Origin of the sequence: Luteibacter sp. ME-Dv--P-043b, assembly GCF_030209605.1 — a bacterium.
Lineage (GTDB): Bacteria > Pseudomonadota > Gammaproteobacteria > Xanthomonadales > Rhodanobacteraceae > Luteibacter.
Map to the genome: position 1 here is coordinate 145,061 of NZ_JARVRT010000016.1, position 14,535 is coordinate 159,595.

The window sequence follows — 14,535 nt, forward strand, 5'->3', positions numbered from 1 at the left end:
CCGTCACTGGACGCCAGCGCCCGCGCGAGGCAACCTTGCGGGCTTCCGTGATCTGACAGGTCTGAAAAAACATGCCCAACGTGAGCGCCGCGGCGCCTACCCTGCTGGCCGATCTCGGCGGCACCAATGTGCGCTTCGGCATCGCGCATCCGGAAGCGGATCAACCACTTATCCAGGAAAGTATCCGGCGTTACCACGTCAAGGACTACGCCTCCCTGGGCGACGCCGCCAAGCAGTATTTCAAGGAAACCGGCCACGAGGCGCAGCGCGCCATCATTGCCGCGGCCGGTCGCATCGACAACGGCGAGACGGTGAAGGTCACCAATAACCCGTGGGCGATCTCGGCGAAGAACCTCGCCGCCGAGCTCGATCTGGAATGGGTGCACCTGGTCAACGATTTTGCCGCGCAGTCCATGGCCGTCATGCTGATGAGCTCCGCGAAGGATGCCAGCGGCCACCAGGACCTGGTGGAGGTGGGTACCGTCCCGGTGCCGAAGATCGGTGCCAAGGACGAGCAGACCTTCGTGGTGGTGGGCCCGGGCACCGGCCTGGGCGTGGGCGGCCTGCTCATTCGTGGCGAGAAGGTCAGCGTGCTGCAGACCGAAGGCGGCCACGCCGGCTTCGCCGCGCACAGCGCCGAGGACATCGAGATCCTCAAGGTGCTGAACCTGCGTTACGGCCGCGTCTCCAACGAGCGCCTGATCTGCGGGCAGGGCCTGGTGAACCTCTACGAGGCGATCTGCGAGATCTCCGGCCAGAAGCCGCGCGCGGACATCACGCCCGAAGAAATCACCAAGCTGGCCACGGACAAGAGCTGCGCCATGTGCGATCGCGCCGTGGAGACCTTCGCCGGCATCTTCGGCAGCGTGGCGGGCGACCTCGTGCTGACCCTGGGCGCCTGGGACGGCGTGTACCTCACCGGTGGCATGACCCCGATCCTCCTGCCGTGGATCCAGAAGGGCAAGTTCCGCGAGCGCTTCGAGGCGAAGGGTCGCTTCCGCGACACGATGGAACAGGTGCCGACGCAGGCGATCATGAACCCTGAGCCGGGCCTCATCGGTGGCGCGGCGCTGGCCATCGTGGAAGCCGGCGGCACCCCGCTGCGCCGCTGACGCCGGCGCAACGTCCGGAAGGCGTCATGCCGCGCGCAGCTGGAGACCCAGCGCGCGCATGACGCGCATGACCGTCGCGAATTCCGGATTGCCCTCCGCCGAGAGGGCGCGATACAGCCCCTCGCGCGACATGCCCGCAGCGCGTGAGACGCGGCTCATGCCACGCGCCCGGGCGATATCGCCCAGCGCGGCACGAATGAGGCTGCCATCACCCGGATCGTCGTCCAGGCTGGCGTTGAGATAAGCCATGTGATCCGCCTCGGTGACGAGGCGCTCGACCGGATCCCAGCGAGTGAATTTTTCTTGCATGCTTGCTTGTCCCATGAGGCGGCAAGTGCCGTGGCCTTCCTGATGTCACGTTGCTGCGAAGTCTTGTCTCCACCGCAGAGCAGGACGATCAGCACGCCCGAACGCTGGATGAAATAGACCCGGTAGCCCGGACCGTGATCGATGCGTGTCTCGCGGACGCCCTCGCCCACATGCTTGACGTCATCGAGATAGCCGAGCGAGAGCCTGCGGAGCCGGACATCGATGCGCGTGACGGCTGACCGATCGCGGAGCGACGACAACCAGCGGCGGAACGTTTCACTTTCGGCAATCTCGTACATGCCGCGCACCGTAACTCATAAGTTACGACATGTGACCTATGGATTACAAGTATCGGGACGATCGGTTACGCAGGAAAAAGCTGATCCGCCGAAACAGTCTTTCCGATCAGAGGGGAGGCGCCAGCAGGGCGTCGAGGTCGCTCTCGTCGAAACTCAGCCGCTCCCGGCTGCCGCCGCCGTCGAGGACGGCATCGGCGAGATCCGCCTTGCGCGCCTTCAGTTCCTCGATGCGCTCCTCCACCGTGCCCGCAGTAATCAGGCGGTAGACGAACACCGGTTTGTCCTGGCCGATGCGGTGCGCGCGATCGCTGGCCTGCGCTTCGGCGGCGGGGTTCCACCAGGGGTCGTAGTGGATGACGGTGTCGGCGCTGGTGAGGTTGAGGCCCACGCCGCCCGCCTTCAACGAAAGCAGGAACAACGGGACGTCACCTTCCTGAAAGCGCTGCACGGGCTCCGCGCGGTCGCGCGTTTCGCCGGTGAGCGTGACATAGCTGATACGACGCCGATCGAGCTCGGCCGCGATGAGCTTCAGCATCTCGGTGAACTGGCTGAACAACAACACCCGCCGCCCCTCGGCCAGCAACGCGGGCAACATGTCCATCAGCAGTTCGAACTTGGCCGAGTCGCGCACGCCGCGCGCGGCCTCGAGCTTCACCAGGCGCGGATCGCAGCAGACCTGACGCAGTTTCAGCAAGGCGTCGAGCACCACGATGCCGCTGTGCGCGATGCCACGCTGCGCGATCACCTCGCGCAGTTCCTCCGCCAGTGAAAGGCGGAGGCTTTCATAAAGGTCGCGCTGGCGGGATTCCATCACCACGCGGCGGGTGATCTCGGTCTTGGCAGGCAGTTCGGAAGCCACCTGCGCCTTGGTGCGGCGCAGGATGAATGGCGCGATGCGCCGGTTCAGCCGGTCCTGGCACTCGATGTCCTGGTGCTTCTCGATCGGTGCGCGATAGTGGCGGCGGAACGCGCCCTCGTCACCGAGCAATCCGGGGACGGCGAGGTCCACCTGCGACCACAGTTCGCCGAGGTGGTTCTCCAGTGGCGTGCCGGTGAGGCAAAGGCAGCGTGGCACGTTCATGGCGAGCAGCGCCCGGCGTGCCTGCGTGCGGGGGTTCTTCACCTGTTGCGCTTCGTCCAGCACCACCAGCGAGAACGCCTGTTTCTTCAGCGTTTCCACATCGCGTGGCAGCAGCGCGTACGTGGTCAGGATGACATCGCGCTCGCCGATATGGGCGAAGGTTTCGGCGCGCTGCGGGCCATGCAGCGCAAGCACGCGCAGGCCAGGAGCGAAACGCGCCAGTTCGGACGACCAGTTGGGCACGAGGCTGGTCGGCACCACGACCAGGGCCGGCGATTCCAGGTTGCCGCTTTCCTTCAGGGCCAGCAGGTGGGTGATGAGCTGCAGCGTCTTGCCAAGCCCCATGTCATCGGCGAGCACGCCGCCCGTGCCGGCTTCGGCCAGCGCGTTCATCCAGCGCAGGCCATCGCGCTGGTAGCCGCGCAGTTCGGCACGCAGGCCTTCGGGCACGGCATCGCTGGCGCGCTCCGCCGCCTCGCGCAGGCGCTTGGTGAAACCACGCAGGCGCTCGGGCGCCTCGAACGAACCGCCGCTGGGCAGCGCCTGTACCAGTTCTTCCAGGCGGCCGGCCTGCACGCGCGGCAGGTGCAGTTGCTGACGCGGCTTTTCGAGGTATTCCGCCAGCGGCGCCAGCAGGCCGCGCAACTCCTTGAGGCGCACCGGCACGCGGCGACGCTCGTCCACCGGCGCATACCAGACGGAATCCTCGGCCTCGCCCGGGGTCGGGCTAAGGCTGAGCTGGTGTTCCGCCAGCGCGTGGGCCACGGCGGGCAGCAGGTTGACCCGCTTGCCTTCCACCTCGATACCGATTTCCAGGTCGAAGGCGCGGTCGGCGTCGTCCTCGTGGGCCTGGCCGTACCAGTGCACCGGCCCTTCCAGCACCTCGAAGGGGAAGCTGCGGTCGTATTCCAGTACGAAGCCGTCAGCTTCGAGTCGCGGTCGCAACGCGAGCCAGCGCGCGGGCGTGTTCACTTCCAGCGCACCGGCATAGCCCTTGCCGGGAAACAGCCAGGCATCGTCGGGCAGTGTATCGGCCATGTCCCAGGGCAGGCCTTCGGTATCGACGGCCGGATTGAGGCCCGCACCTTCCAGGGTTTCCATGGAAGCCAGTTCTTCCGCCCGGCGCCGCGCAATCTCCAGCAAGGCACCGTTACGCACGCGGCGCACCAGTGGCTCGCCGCCCCGGCCCGGAAGCCGCTCGCCGGCGTAGTCGAAGGCGAGCCGGCCATACGCCAGCGGGGGCGTGCCGGCGGCGAGCCGGGCGTGCCGGGTCAACGCGTGCAGCACGAGCACGGGCCGTGGCGACACTTCGGCACGGCGCATGTCGCCGAAGACCTGCGGTGCGGGAAGGCGCGATCCCATGCGCGTACCCGCCACACCGGCCATGAAAGCGGCCGTGCTTTCGGGCGGCAGGGGCGGCAGGTCCAGCCAGGTATCTTCGTCGGCCGAACCCTCCAGCGGCCCCACTTCCGCATGCTCGGCGTCGAGGAACCACAGCGAGCCGACGCGGAACAGCCGCTGGCTGGCGGGAAGTGCCGGCTGGAGTTTCTGGCTGCCGTCCTTCTCCAGGTTCCAGCGCCAGCTGAGTGCATGTGGCTGGCCACGCGACAGCTTCAGCCCCGCCACGCCGCCGAAAAAGCATGGCGCGCCATCGAGCACCTCGGATAACAGCTGGTCACCCAGTGCACCGGCGAAGCGCGCGTAGCTGCGGCTCTTGCGCAGGGTTTGCGGCAGACCGAGCACTGTCGAGGCCAGGCGTTTCTCGGCCACGGTGAGCGCGGCCTCCGGAAGATGGCGGCTGTCCAGCGGTGTGGGCCGCGAATAGCGCCCTTCCTCGCCGAGCGTCAGCAGCACCGGCGCGACATCAAGGCGGGCGGCCGGTTCGTGGTCGTCGTTGACGCCCTCGAGGAAGAAGCCGAGAACGATACGACCGGCCGATGGCTCGGGGGCCGCCGGCTCGACGAGCGCGCGCTGCCATGCCACGGGTAACCCGTCGGCCATGGCGTGACGCCTGCGCTTGTCGTCCGGTTGATGCATCCGTATGCGAGCCTTTCGGCGCGACCAAAACAGGAAGCTTAGCAAAGGCGGCACGGCGTGCCCGTAGGACTTTTTACCCCGCGGACCGTCCCGGTTCAGCCAGCCGGGAGTTGCCTCACGCGGCCGGTGCGCGGTGCGGGAAGAGGTCGACGGGGTATTCGGCCTTCTGCTCACGGCCCATCAGGGTGCGCAACCCCTGCTCGGGCGTGACCTCGCCGTGGAGCACGGAGCGCACAGCGGCGGAGATCGGCAGGTCCAGGCCATGGAACCCCGCGAGGCGGGCCACCTCGTCGGCCGTGACCACGCTTTCCACGACCTGGCCGATCTGGCGTATCGCCTCGGCCAGGGGAATGCCCCGGCCCAGCGCGAGGCCGAGACGACGGTTGCGCGACAGATCACCTGTGCAGGTCAGTACCAGGTCGCCCAGGCCTGCAAGGCCCATCAGGGTTTCGGCCCGTGCGCCCAGGGCGACGCCGAGGCGAAGCATTTCGTTCATGCCGCGGGTGATCAGGCCCGCGCGGGCGTTGAGCCCCAGTTCCATGCCGTCGGCGACGCCCGTGGCCACGGCCAGCACGTTTTTCATCGCGCCACCGAGCTCCGCGCCCAGGATGTCGTTACCGGTGTAGGCCCGGAAATTGGGCGCGTGCAACAGTACGGCCAGTTCCTTGCCGAAAGCGTCGTCCGTCGCATGCACGGTCACGGCGCTGGGCAGGCCAGCGGTGACCTCGCGCGCGAAGGACGGCCCCGTGACCACGGCGGCGGGGCGCCCGGGCAGTTTCTCGCCGACCAGTTCGTGCAGGAAACGACCGGTGCCGGTTTCGAAGCCCTTGGTCGCCCACGAGATACGCACGCCCGGCTCCAGCATCGGCACGATCTGGTCGAGCAGCGCGGCGAACGCGTGGCTGGGCACCACCAGCAGCACGATGTCCGCCCCGCGCAGGACGCTGGCCAGATCGGCGTCGTAGGTGAGCTCCGGCGGCAGATCCAGGTCGGGCAGGTAACGCACGTTGCGCCGCGAGGCGGCCATCGCCGCCAGCACGTCGGCATCGCGCCCCCACAACCGGGTGGGGACGTCGTTGCGTGCCAGCAGCGCGGCCAACGCCGTGCCCCAGGAACCGGCACCGAGGACGGCGACGGTGGGTCGGGAAGCGGCGTTCATCGCTCAGCTGTTGAGCGGATGAGCACCGGCGCCTTCGACCTGCTGGCGCTGCTGTTCGGCGTACAGGGCGTCGAAGTTGATCGGCTGCAGGAGGAACGGCGGGAAGCCGCCTTCCTGGATCATGGCCGAGACCATCTGGCGCGCGTAGGGGAACAGCAGGTTCGGGCAATAGGAGCCCAGGATGCCGTCACGGTCGTCCGCGGTGAAGCCACCGATACCGAAGATACCGGCCTGATGGACTTCGGCCAGGTACGCGGTGCGCTCGCCCAGGTTGCAGGTGAGCGTGAGGCTGAGCACCACTTCGAACAGGTCGTTGCCCAGGTCGACGGCCTTGTGGCCGAGGTTGAGCTGCACCTGCGGCTGGGTTTCCGTCTCGCCCATTTCCTGGAACACCTGCGGCGCGTTGGGCGCTTCGAAGGAGGCATCCTTGACGTAGATCTTTTGCAGCATGAGCTGCGGCTGGCCGGCCTGGCCGTTGACGGTGATGTCTGCCATTGCTTGAATCCTCGAAGGCGTCGTATGGGCGGGATACGTGCCGCTGGCACGAAAGCCGGGATTGTTTCACACAACCCGGCGCGCCGCACAGTCCGGCTTGCGTGGCGGGGTGGGATTCTGAGAGAATGCCCGGCTTCCCTATGCCGACCCGATACGTCGGGCACGTCCGTCATGTGATGCGGGCCTTGTCGAACGGGATGCTCCACCCCCTCCAGCCATCACATGGCGTCCCGCAACACGGGCCGTGGCTGGGCCGTCGCCACCCTGGCCAAAGGGCGGTCCAACGAATCTAAAGGAGGTCATCATGGCCCGTAGATGCCAAGTCACCAACAAGGGCGTGCAGAGCGGCAACAATGTCTCGCATGCAAACAACAAGACCCGCCGCCGCTGGCTGCCGAACCTGCACGAGCGCCGCTTCTGGGTTGCGAGCGAGAACCGCTGGGTGAAGCTTCGCGTTTCCAACCACGCGCTGCGCACCATCGACAAGAACGGCATCGAAGCCGTGCTGGCCGACCTCCGTTCCCGCGGCGAAAAGATCTAAGGAGATCAACCATGGCAAGCAAGCGCGATAAGCACCGCCTGATTTCCACCGCGGGCACTGGTCACTTCTACACGACCACGAAGAACAAGAAGAACACCCCCGAAAAGATGGTGTTCATGAAGTACGATCCTGTCGTCCGCAAGCATGTGGAATACAAGGAAGGCAAGATCAAGTAAAAAAAGGCCGCCGAAAGGCGGCTTTTTTTTACCCGCGCGGATCGCGCGGATGTAGGAGCGCACGTTGTACGCGAACCCTCAACGCCGCCACTGGCGAATGAAGCCGTGCAAAACATCGAACCGGCTGTCACGGCTACGAAGCGGCGATACAAACAAAAAAAAGGCCCGCCTATGGCGGGCCTTTTCGTTCTACGGCACAGGTGAGCTTACGCGCCGATCGCCGAATAGCCCTTGAGGCGCTGGGCGAACTGCTGGAGCGAGCGAATGCCGCTTTCCTCGGCCTCGGCAATCCACTGTTGCAGGGACTTCAGCGCCTTCTCGGCGCCGCGCTCTTCCATCAGGGCGACCAGACGGGCGCGGAACTCGCACACGGTGGCCAGGGCCGGGCGATTTTCGAGCGCCGCATGCATGCGCTCGCGCGCATCGTGGTCGAGCCAGCGCCCACCATCGGCCAGTGCCCGACGCACGCGACGCGGCACGGCCTTCAGGCTGTCGCCGGCCTGGGTCATTTCCTCGCGCATGGTCGGCAGGATGACGTTGCGGTAGTAGTCGGTGGTGGCCTGGAAGCGCAGCGCCAGCACACCCTTGAGCGTCTCCGAATCCGGCAGGTGCACGTTCGGACGGATGTTCAGGGTGGGTGCCACGCGCAGCACCTTGGCGAGGCGGAAGAAACGCAGGCTGCAGATCACCGCCCAGCCGATGTCGAACTCCCACTTGCGCAGGGCGAACTTGGCCGAGCTGGGGAACGCGTGGTGGTTGTTGTGCAGTTCTTCACCGCCGATCCAGAAGCCCCACGGCGAGATGTTGGTCGCGGTGTCGGAGCTTTCGAAGTTTCGATAACCCCACCAGTGGCCGATGCCGTTGACGAAACCGGCAGCCCAGAACGGAATCCAGGCCATCTGCACGGCCCAGATGGCCATGCCGATCACGCCGAACAGCGCCACGTCGATGAAGGCCATCAGGACCGGGCCCCAGTAGGGGTGCGCACCAAACAGCTTGCGCTCGAACCAGTCATCCGGGGTGCCGCGGCCGTACTTCTCCATGTCGGCCTTGTTGTAGCTGGCCTCGCGATAGAGCGACACGCCGTCGAGGAACACCTTTTTGATGCCGAAGACCTGCGGGCTGTGCGGATCTTCCTCGGTCTCGACCTTGGCGTGGTGCTTGCGATGAATGGCGACCCATTCCTTCACCACCATGCCCGTGGTGAGCCAGCCCCAGAAACGGAAGAAGCCGTTGAGGGTCCAATGGAAATCCACGCCGCGGTGCGTAGCGCTGCGGTGGTAATACAGCGTCACCGTGAAGATGGTGAGCTGGGTAACCACGAGGACATAGATGGCTATCTCGCCCCAGCTGGCGCGAGTGAGGCCGTTGGCCAGGAAATCGAGCAGGGTGTCGAACATCAGGTCGGTACCGCGCGGGGAGTGAAGGTGTCGTACAGGTGCCAGTCTAGCGAGCCAATCCCATACCCACCAGCCTGGAAAATGGCCAGATGTGAAGCCGGCTGTTGTGATTTCCGGACGCCATTGCGCACAATCGCGGGATGACAGATCCCTTACGCGTTCAGCATGGTCAATCCGTTGCGGCATTTTGCGCGCACGATGCCCGTCGTTACGCGTCATTCGCGCCCCTGGCGCCGTGACCATGTCGCTTTTGCTGAACGTGGAACGGATCTCCCGCCGCCGGGTGGGACGGCTGGCAGTGGACGACGTGTCGTTCAGCCTGAACCGTGGTGAAGTCCTCGGCCTGCTAGGGGTGAACGGGGCCGGCAAGTCGACCACCCTCGCCATGCTCGCGGGCGCCCTCCGACCGGACAGTGGCCGGATCGAGGTCGACGGCGAGGACGTCGTCGCGCGGCCCTCCCTGGCCCGGAAAAAGCTCGGCTGGCTGCCCGAGGGTGCGCCGCTGTGGCCCGAGCTGTCCGTGGATGAACACCTGCTGGCGTTTTCGCGACTTCGGGGTGCTACCGCCAGGGACGCCAGGCAAGCCACCGATGCCATCGTCGCCCGGCTGCAGCTGGGCGACCTCCGGCGGCGTCTTGCCGGCGTGTTGTCGCAGGGCCAGCGCCAGCGCCTCGGGCTCGCGTGCGCCCTGGTCCACCAGCCCGTGCTCGTGATCCTGGACGAACCGGCCAACGCGCTGGACCCGATCCAGGTGGGCGAACTGCGTGGGCTGATCCGCGAACGCGCCGCGGCGGGCGCCGCCGTCATCCTCTCCACCCACGTGCTGGGGGAAGTGATGGCCGTCTGCGACCGGGTGGCGATCCTCCACGAGGGGCGGCTCCGGCACGACGCTCCCCTGCATGACGCCGACGGCCGTGGCGATGTCGAAGGCGTGTTTTTCGGTATCGCCACGGGAGGCCACGCGTGACCGTCGCCGCTGTCGCTCGCCTGGAATGGCGCCGCCTCCTCGTTCGTCCGTTGGCCTGGGCGCTTGCCGCACTCACCATCGCCTGGCTGGCCTGGACGTTCGTGCTCGGCCTGGGCCAGTTCCTCGGCGCCCAGGTGAAGCTGGCCGGCAGCGCCGACGCGCCGGGATTCACCGACCTGGTCGCCATCCCGCTGCTGGCGGAACTGGCCAAACTCGCCTTCCTCGTGGTGCCGCTGATGACCATGACGCAGCTGGCCGGGGAGCGCCGCGCAGGCACCCTGGCCCTGCTGGCATCGACCGGCCTGTCGCCGACACGCATCGTGCTGGGCAAGTACCTCGCGGTGCTGGGCTGGCTCGCCCTTTGGCTGGCGGCCACGGTGGCCATGCCCTTGTGCGTGGGCGCCGCCTCCACCGCGGACTGGGGCAAGCTCGCCGCGGCCACGCTAGGCACGGGTCTGTTCCTAGCGACACTGGCGGCCATCGGCCTTGCCTGCTCGGCCGCCACGGCGTTCCCCGCGATCGCGGCGGCGATGTCGCTCATCGTCACGCTGGCCCTCTGGACCATCGACCGCGGCGCGCAGGCAGCTGGCGTAAGCGGGGGCTTCCTCGAATGGCTGGCCATGGCGACCCACCTGCAGCACCTGATCCGCGGACTGGTCATGTCGTCCGACCTGGCCTGGTTCGCGCTGGCGATCGCCCTGTCGCTGACACTCGCCATCCGCCGCCTCGGCGCCGACCGGGAGCGCCAGTGATGCGCCGCCTCGATCGCTGGCTGGTGCTGCTGGGCCTGCTGGTGGCGACCGGCTGCCTCGGTTTCCTCAGCTCGCGTCATGTGTGGACGGCGGACTGGACACGCGGTGGCCGCGCCAGCCTGGCACCGGAAAGCGTGGCCGTGCTGGACGCGCTCCACGGCCCCGTCGAGGTCATCGGCTACCTCTCGCCGACCGGCCCGCTGCGCGAGCAGATCGCCGCCGTGCTGGAGCGCTACACGCGCCAGAAGAAGGATCTGCACCTGTCCTTCGTCGATCCCGACCTCGACCCGGCGGCATCACGCCAGTTGGGCATCGCCGGCGACGGCGCGTTGCTGGTGCGCTACCAGGGCCGCGAACAACGCGTGGAAAGCCCGATCAACGAGCGCAACCTGTCCAACGCGCTGGAACGCCTGGCACGCGGTGGCGAGCGGGTGGTCGCCTTCGTCACCGGCGATGGCGAGCGACAGGCCGACGGCCATGCCAATGCCGACCTGGGCACCTTCATGGGCCAGATCGAACGCCGCGGCATCCGCGCGGTGCCGCTCAACTTCAGCCAGACACGCGGCGTTCCCGAGCACACCGACCTGGTCGTGCTCGCCAGCCCCGGCGCGCCCTTGCCGGCGGCGAGCGTCGCCGCACTGGTGGACTACCTGCGCGACGGCGGCAACCTGTTGTGGCTGACCGAGCCGGGCAACGACGACCTGGGCACCGGTCCGCTCGCCGAGGCGCTCGGCGTGCGGGTGCTGCCCGGCGTGCTGGTGGATGGCCAGGGCAGCACCCTGAATGTCGCCGACCCTCGCCTGGTCGTCGTGGGGGACTACCCCTTCCACGCCATCACCCGGGGATTCCACGAAAGCACCTTGTTTCCGCAGGTGTCGGCACTGGCGCAGGTGTCCGATCACGACTGGGCCGTGGTGCCGTTCCTGCGCTCGGGCGAGCGTAGCTGGACCGCGTTCGGCGGCATCGACAACGCGCATGCCTCCACCGTGGCGTTCCATCCCGAGGCCGGCGAGCTGAAGGGTCCGCTGGATTTCGGCTTCGCGCTCAACCGCCTGTCGCCGCGCCCCGATCGCAACGAACAGCGCGCCGTCGTGATCGGCGATGGCGACTTCCTTTCCAACACGTATATCGGCAACGGCGGCAACCGGGCCCTGGGCGAGCGCGTGCTCGACTGGCTGCTCGGCGACGACGTGCTGGTAAACCTGCCGGCGCGTGGCGCGCCCGACCGCATCATCGCGTTGTCGCAGGACGGGCTCAATGCGCTCACCTTCGGCTTCCTCGTCGCCCTGCCCCTCCTGCTGCTGGGCATCGGCGTGGGCATCGCGTGGCGACGCCGGAGACGCTGAGATGCGAAGCCGGCTGATCGGACTGCTGGTGCTGGCGCTGCTGGTCGGTGCCGTGGCATGGCAATGGCACGTGGACGAAAGTGACGCCCGCGCGCATACGCTCACGCCGCTCGACCCGGACGCGATCACGCGCATCGAGGTCGCGCTCAAGGGAAGCACTCCGCAGCGCTTCGAACGACGCGACGGGCGCTGGATCGCCGAGGACGGCGGTGGCGCCGCGGACCAGGGGCGGGCGGGCGACCTGGCCGCGCTCGCGGCCACACCGGTGGCCGACTGGAAACCGTCCGCAGCGTTCGACCCAGCGAAGATCGGCCTGGCGCCCCCGGTCGCGGTGCTCGTGCTCGACGATGTTCGCGTGGACTTCGGCGACCTGGCCGCGCTCGGCAGGCAACGCTACGCGAGGGTGGGGAATCGCATCGCTTTCATACCCGCGCAGGCGCTCCCGCGGGCCGAACGAACCGCCGCACTGCCGATGCACACCAGCGTGCCGCCCTGATCCCGCGGCCCTGATCCCGCGGGCTCCGTGGTAGTTGCCAGCCGCCGCGACAGGCCCCATCTTCCGCGCATGCCCGAACTGCCCGAAGTCGAAACCACCCGCCGCGGCATCGCTCCGCACCTGGAAGGACGCCGCGTCACCGGCGTGGTGCTCCGCCGCCCGGACCTGCGCTGGCCCATTCCGCCGGAGATCACCTCGCGCTTGCCCGGGCAGGTGATCGAGGCGGTGGAACGTCGCGCCAAGTACCTGCTGCTGCGAACGCAGGCGGGCACGGCCCTGCTCCACCTGGGCATGTCCGGCATGTTGCGCGTGCTGCCGCGAGACACGCCGCCGGGCAAGCACGACCACGTGGACATCGTGCTGGAAACCGACCAGGTGCTGCGCCTGACCGATCCGCGCCGGTTCGGCGCACTGCTGTGGCAGATGCCGGGGGAAACCCATGCCCTGCTGGATGGCATCGGGCCGGAGCCGCTGACCGACGCCTTCGACGGTGACGTGCTGTGGCGCCTGGCACAGGGACGCAGCGCGGCGGTCAAGACCTTCATCATGGACAACGCCGTCGTGGTCGGCGTGGGCAACATCTACGCCAGCGAGGCACTGTTCGCCGCCGGCATCGACCCCCGTCGCGCCGCGGGCAAGGTGTCGCGGCAACGCTATGCCCGGCTCGCCGCCGAGATCAAGCGCATCCTGGCCTACGCGATTTCCCGGGGCGGCACCACGCTGCGCGATTTCCTCGCGCCCGACGGGGCACCCGGGTACTTCTTCCAGGAGTTGTTCGTCTACGGCCGGGGCGGCGAGCCCTGCAAGCAGTGCGGCTCGCCGATCCGGGTCGTCACGCTCGGGCAGCGTGCCTCGTTCTACTGCCCGTCCTGCCAGACCTGATCAATCCGGCCAGCGCATCGCCGCGTGCGAGTTGTTGAACAGCGGGTCGGTCTCGTCGCCTGAAAGGGCCACGGTCAGTCCACCCGCTACGCCGTCCACCTCGACCGTCTGCCCTTCCTCGAAATGCGCACCCAGGGCGCCCAGGTCGACGAAGCGCTCCGCCAGCGCACCCGCGCGGTCGATCTCGCGGTCGGGCACGTTGGTCAGGCTGATGTCCGGACGCCCGAACTTGCGCATGCCGCGCGTGCGGATCCAGGAACGGCCCTTGGTCTCTTCCGGGCTGCACAGGATCAGCACGTGGTGGCGCGTGGGCGCGCCGCCCTTGACCAGGTAGTGCTCACGCCAGCTGGCAGCATCGAACAGGCTGAGGATCTGCGGATCGACCACCGCCTTGCCGCCGATGTCCGTCAGGGCCGCCACGACGCCGAGCGTGTCACGCAGGTAATCCAGGGCCTCACGGTCGGCAAACCGCCCGCGGATGGCCACGACATGCGGCGCGGCCTTGGCCGCCGCGAAGGCTTCGGGACTGTCCTCGCGCAGCAGGTCGCCCAGCGCGCCGGCCAGGGGATAGCCCTCCCAGCGGGACAGCACGGCGTTCTGGAAGCGTTGCAGCTCCACGCCTTCGGGCAGCCCCGCGCTGCCGTAACGCGACGCGGGGATGGCAAGGTCTTCCGGAAAGGCGCCGAAGACGAAAAACAGCAGCACGGCATGTTCGTCGCTGGGTTGCCAGTGCGGGCGCGGCCACGAGGGGGCGGCAGGGGTCGTTTCGGTCACGCGGGCTGTCCTTCATCGGAATCGGTTTCGCCGAGCGGCAGCACGGATTGCTGCAACTCGATACGGCCATCGCCGGCGGTAACGCTCTTGAACTCCGCGCGGCTGACCGAGACATAGCGGTCGTTGCCGCCGATCTCAACCTGCGGGCCCTGGGTCACCGCCCGGCCATGCTCATCCACACGAACCACCATCGTGGCCTTCCGGCCCGAATGGCAGATCGTCTTGATCTCTTCCAGGTTGTCCGCCCAGGCCAGCAGGTAGCGGCTGCCCTCGAACAGTTCGCCGCGGAAATCGGTGCGCAGGCCATAGGCCAGCACCGGAATCCCCAGCCGGTCCACCACGTCGGACAGCTGCCAGACCTGGGCCTTGCTCATGAACTGGGCCTCGTCCACCAGCACGCAGTGCAGCGGACCGCGGCGGGCGATGTCCCGCTCCACGATGGCGAGGATGTCCTCGTCGCCGGCGAAGCGCAGCGCGCGGGCCTGCAGGCCGATGCGCGACGCCACCACGCCTTCGCCGTAGCGGTTGTCCAGCGCCGGGGTGAGGATCAGCGTGCGCATGCCGCGCTCGTGGTAGTTGTGCGCGCTCTGCAGCAGCGTGGTGGTCTTGCCGGCATTCATTGCCGAATAGTAGAAATACAGCTTGGCCATGCCGGTCGTTCCGATGCGTGACCGCACATGGTACCGCCTGGCGTCGTCGCCGACAGTCT

General features: G+C 67.7%; 16 protein-coding genes. 8 read left to right on the forward strand and 8 right to left on the reverse strand.

Features of this window, described 5'->3' with window-relative positions; genetic code table 11:
- The first annotated feature begins 71 nt into the window (after positions 1 to 71).
- Positions 72 to 1,112, forward strand: a complete 1,041-nt coding sequence (gene glk / locus QRN34_RS10260; protein ID WP_285404209.1) for a glucokinase — start codon at positions 72 to 74, stop codon at positions 1,110 to 1,112.
- A gap of 24 nt (positions 1,113 to 1,136) precedes the next feature.
- Here the strand turns inward: glk and QRN34_RS10265 are convergent, their stop codons facing one another.
- The 5 genes from QRN34_RS10265 to secB all read right to left on the reverse strand — a co-directional run bounded on the left by QRN34_RS10265 (position 1,137) and on the right by secB (position 6,492).
- Positions 1,137 to 1,361, reverse strand: a complete 225-nt coding sequence (locus tag QRN34_RS10265; RefSeq protein WP_285404211.1) for an addiction module antidote protein — start codon at positions 1,359 to 1,361, stop codon at positions 1,137 to 1,139.
- Positions 1,268 to 1,720, reverse strand: coding sequence for a type II toxin-antitoxin system RelE/ParE family toxin (locus QRN34_RS10270; RefSeq protein WP_285404213.1), 453 nt, complete (start codon positions 1,718 to 1,720; stop codon positions 1,268 to 1,270). The genes QRN34_RS10265 and QRN34_RS10270 overlap by 94 nt, the downstream gene beginning before the upstream one ends.
- A gap of 106 nt (positions 1,721 to 1,826) precedes the next feature.
- A complete protein-coding gene (locus QRN34_RS10275; RefSeq protein ID WP_285404215.1) occupies positions 1,827 to 4,802 on the reverse strand; it encodes a DEAD/DEAH box helicase in 2,976 nt (991 codons plus the stop codon).
- 151 nt (positions 4,803 to 4,953) lie between these two features.
- Positions 4,954 to 5,997 carry an NAD(P)H-dependent glycerol-3-phosphate dehydrogenase gene (locus QRN34_RS10280; RefSeq protein WP_285404217.1) on the reverse strand — a complete coding sequence of 348 codons (1,044 nt, stop codon included), beginning with the start codon at positions 5,995 to 5,997 and terminating at the stop codon, positions 4,954 to 4,956.
- Positions 5,998 to 6,000: 3 nt separating this feature from the next.
- Entirely contained in the window at positions 6,001 to 6,492 is a 492-nt protein-coding gene (secB, locus tag QRN34_RS10285; RefSeq protein ID WP_285404218.1) for a protein-export chaperone SecB, read from the reverse strand.
- 304 nt (positions 6,493 to 6,796) lie between these two features.
- On the opposite strand from secB, the gene rpmB reads away from it, so the two are divergent.
- A complete protein-coding gene (gene rpmB, locus QRN34_RS10290; protein WP_036109731.1) occupies positions 6,797 to 7,033 on the forward strand; it encodes a 50S ribosomal protein L28 in 237 nt (78 codons plus the stop codon).
- 11 nt (positions 7,034 to 7,044) lie between these two features.
- A complete protein-coding gene (gene rpmG, locus QRN34_RS10295; RefSeq protein WP_036109728.1) occupies positions 7,045 to 7,209 on the forward strand; it encodes a 50S ribosomal protein L33 in 165 nt (54 codons plus the stop codon).
- Positions 7,210 to 7,415: 206 nt separating this feature from the next.
- Here the strand turns inward: rpmG and QRN34_RS10300 are convergent, their stop codons facing one another.
- On the reverse strand, positions 7,416 to 8,609 hold the full coding sequence (locus QRN34_RS10300; protein WP_285404222.1) for a fatty acid desaturase: 1,194 nt from the start codon (positions 8,607 to 8,609) through the stop codon (positions 7,416 to 7,418).
- 241 nt (positions 8,610 to 8,850) lie between these two features.
- On the opposite strand from QRN34_RS10300, the gene QRN34_RS10305 reads away from it, so the two are divergent.
- The 5 genes from QRN34_RS10305 (at position 8,851) to mutM (ending at position 13,052) form a co-directional block, all read left to right on the forward strand.
- Entirely contained in the window at positions 8,851 to 9,576 is a 726-nt protein-coding gene (locus QRN34_RS10305) for an ABC transporter ATP-binding protein (protein WP_285404224.1), read from the forward strand.
- Positions 9,573 to 10,328 carry an ABC transporter permease subunit gene (locus tag QRN34_RS10310; protein ID WP_285404226.1) on the forward strand — a complete coding sequence of 252 codons (756 nt, stop codon included), beginning with the start codon at positions 9,573 to 9,575 and terminating at the stop codon, positions 10,326 to 10,328. Before QRN34_RS10305 ends, QRN34_RS10310 begins: the two co-directional genes overlap by 4 nt.
- Entirely contained in the window at positions 10,328 to 11,674 is a 1,347-nt protein-coding gene (locus QRN34_RS10315; protein ID WP_285404228.1) for a DUF4350 domain-containing protein, read from the forward strand. Before QRN34_RS10310 ends, QRN34_RS10315 begins: the two co-directional genes overlap by 1 nt.
- A gap of 1 nt (position 11,675) precedes the next feature.
- Entirely contained in the window at positions 11,676 to 12,170 is a 495-nt protein-coding gene (locus tag QRN34_RS10320) for a hypothetical protein (protein ID WP_285404230.1), read from the forward strand.
- 69 nt (positions 12,171 to 12,239) lie between these two features.
- Positions 12,240 to 13,052 (forward strand): bifunctional DNA-formamidopyrimidine glycosylase/DNA-(apurinic or apyrimidinic site) lyase, encoded by an 813-nt coding sequence (mutM, locus tag QRN34_RS10325; protein WP_285404232.1) that lies wholly within the window; start codon positions 12,240 to 12,242, stop codon positions 13,050 to 13,052.
- Here mutM and QRN34_RS10330 read toward each other — a convergent pair whose 3' ends face one another.
- On the reverse strand, positions 13,053 to 13,826 hold the full coding sequence (locus QRN34_RS10330) for a hypothetical protein (RefSeq protein ID WP_285404235.1): 774 nt from the start codon (positions 13,824 to 13,826) through the stop codon (positions 13,053 to 13,055). It lies immediately after the preceding gene.
- Positions 13,823 to 14,476, reverse strand: coding sequence for a thymidine kinase (locus tag QRN34_RS10335; RefSeq protein WP_036138231.1), 654 nt, complete (start codon positions 14,474 to 14,476; stop codon positions 13,823 to 13,825). The genes QRN34_RS10330 and QRN34_RS10335 overlap by 4 nt, the downstream gene beginning before the upstream one ends.
- Positions 14,477 to 14,535 lie beyond the last annotated feature (59 nt).

Bases quoted from the DNA above. Each gene is read 5' to 3' on its own strand.
- glk (WP_285404209.1), top strand. From the start codon at position 72: ATGCCCAACGTGAGCGCCGCGGCGCCTACCCTGCTGGCCGATCTCGGC.
- QRN34_RS10265 (WP_285404211.1), bottom strand. From the start codon at position 1,361: ATGGCTTATCTCAACGCCAGCCTGGACGACGATCCGGGTGATGGCAGC.
- QRN34_RS10270 (WP_285404213.1), bottom strand. From the start codon at position 1,720: ATGTACGAGATTGCCGAAAGTGAAACGTTCCGCCGCTGGTTGTCGTCG.
- QRN34_RS10275 (WP_285404215.1), bottom strand. From the start codon at position 4,802: ATGGCCGACGGGTTACCCGTGGCATGGCAGCGCGCGCTCGTCGAGCCG.
- QRN34_RS10280 (WP_285404217.1), bottom strand. From the start codon at position 5,997: ATGAACGCCGCTTCCCGACCCACCGTCGCCGTCCTCGGTGCCGGTTCC.
- secB (WP_285404218.1), bottom strand. From the start codon at position 6,492: ATGGCAGACATCACCGTCAACGGCCAGGCCGGCCAGCCGCAGCTCATG.
- rpmB (WP_036109731.1), top strand. From the start codon at position 6,797: ATGGCCCGTAGATGCCAAGTCACCAACAAGGGCGTGCAGAGCGGCAAC.
- rpmG (WP_036109728.1), top strand. From the start codon at position 7,045: ATGGCAAGCAAGCGCGATAAGCACCGCCTGATTTCCACCGCGGGCACT.
- QRN34_RS10300 (WP_285404222.1), bottom strand. From the start codon at position 8,609: ATGTTCGACACCCTGCTCGATTTCCTGGCCAACGGCCTCACTCGCGCC.
- QRN34_RS10305 (WP_285404224.1), top strand. From the start codon at position 8,851: ATGTCGCTTTTGCTGAACGTGGAACGGATCTCCCGCCGCCGGGTGGGA.
- QRN34_RS10315 (WP_285404228.1), top strand. From the start codon at position 10,328: ATGCGCCGCCTCGATCGCTGGCTGGTGCTGCTGGGCCTGCTGGTGGCG.
- QRN34_RS10320 (WP_285404230.1), top strand. From the start codon at position 11,676: ATGCGAAGCCGGCTGATCGGACTGCTGGTGCTGGCGCTGCTGGTCGGT.
- mutM (WP_285404232.1), top strand. From the start codon at position 12,240: ATGCCCGAACTGCCCGAAGTCGAAACCACCCGCCGCGGCATCGCTCCG.
- QRN34_RS10335 (WP_036138231.1), bottom strand. From the start codon at position 14,476: ATGGCCAAGCTGTATTTCTACTATTCGGCAATGAATGCCGGCAAGACC.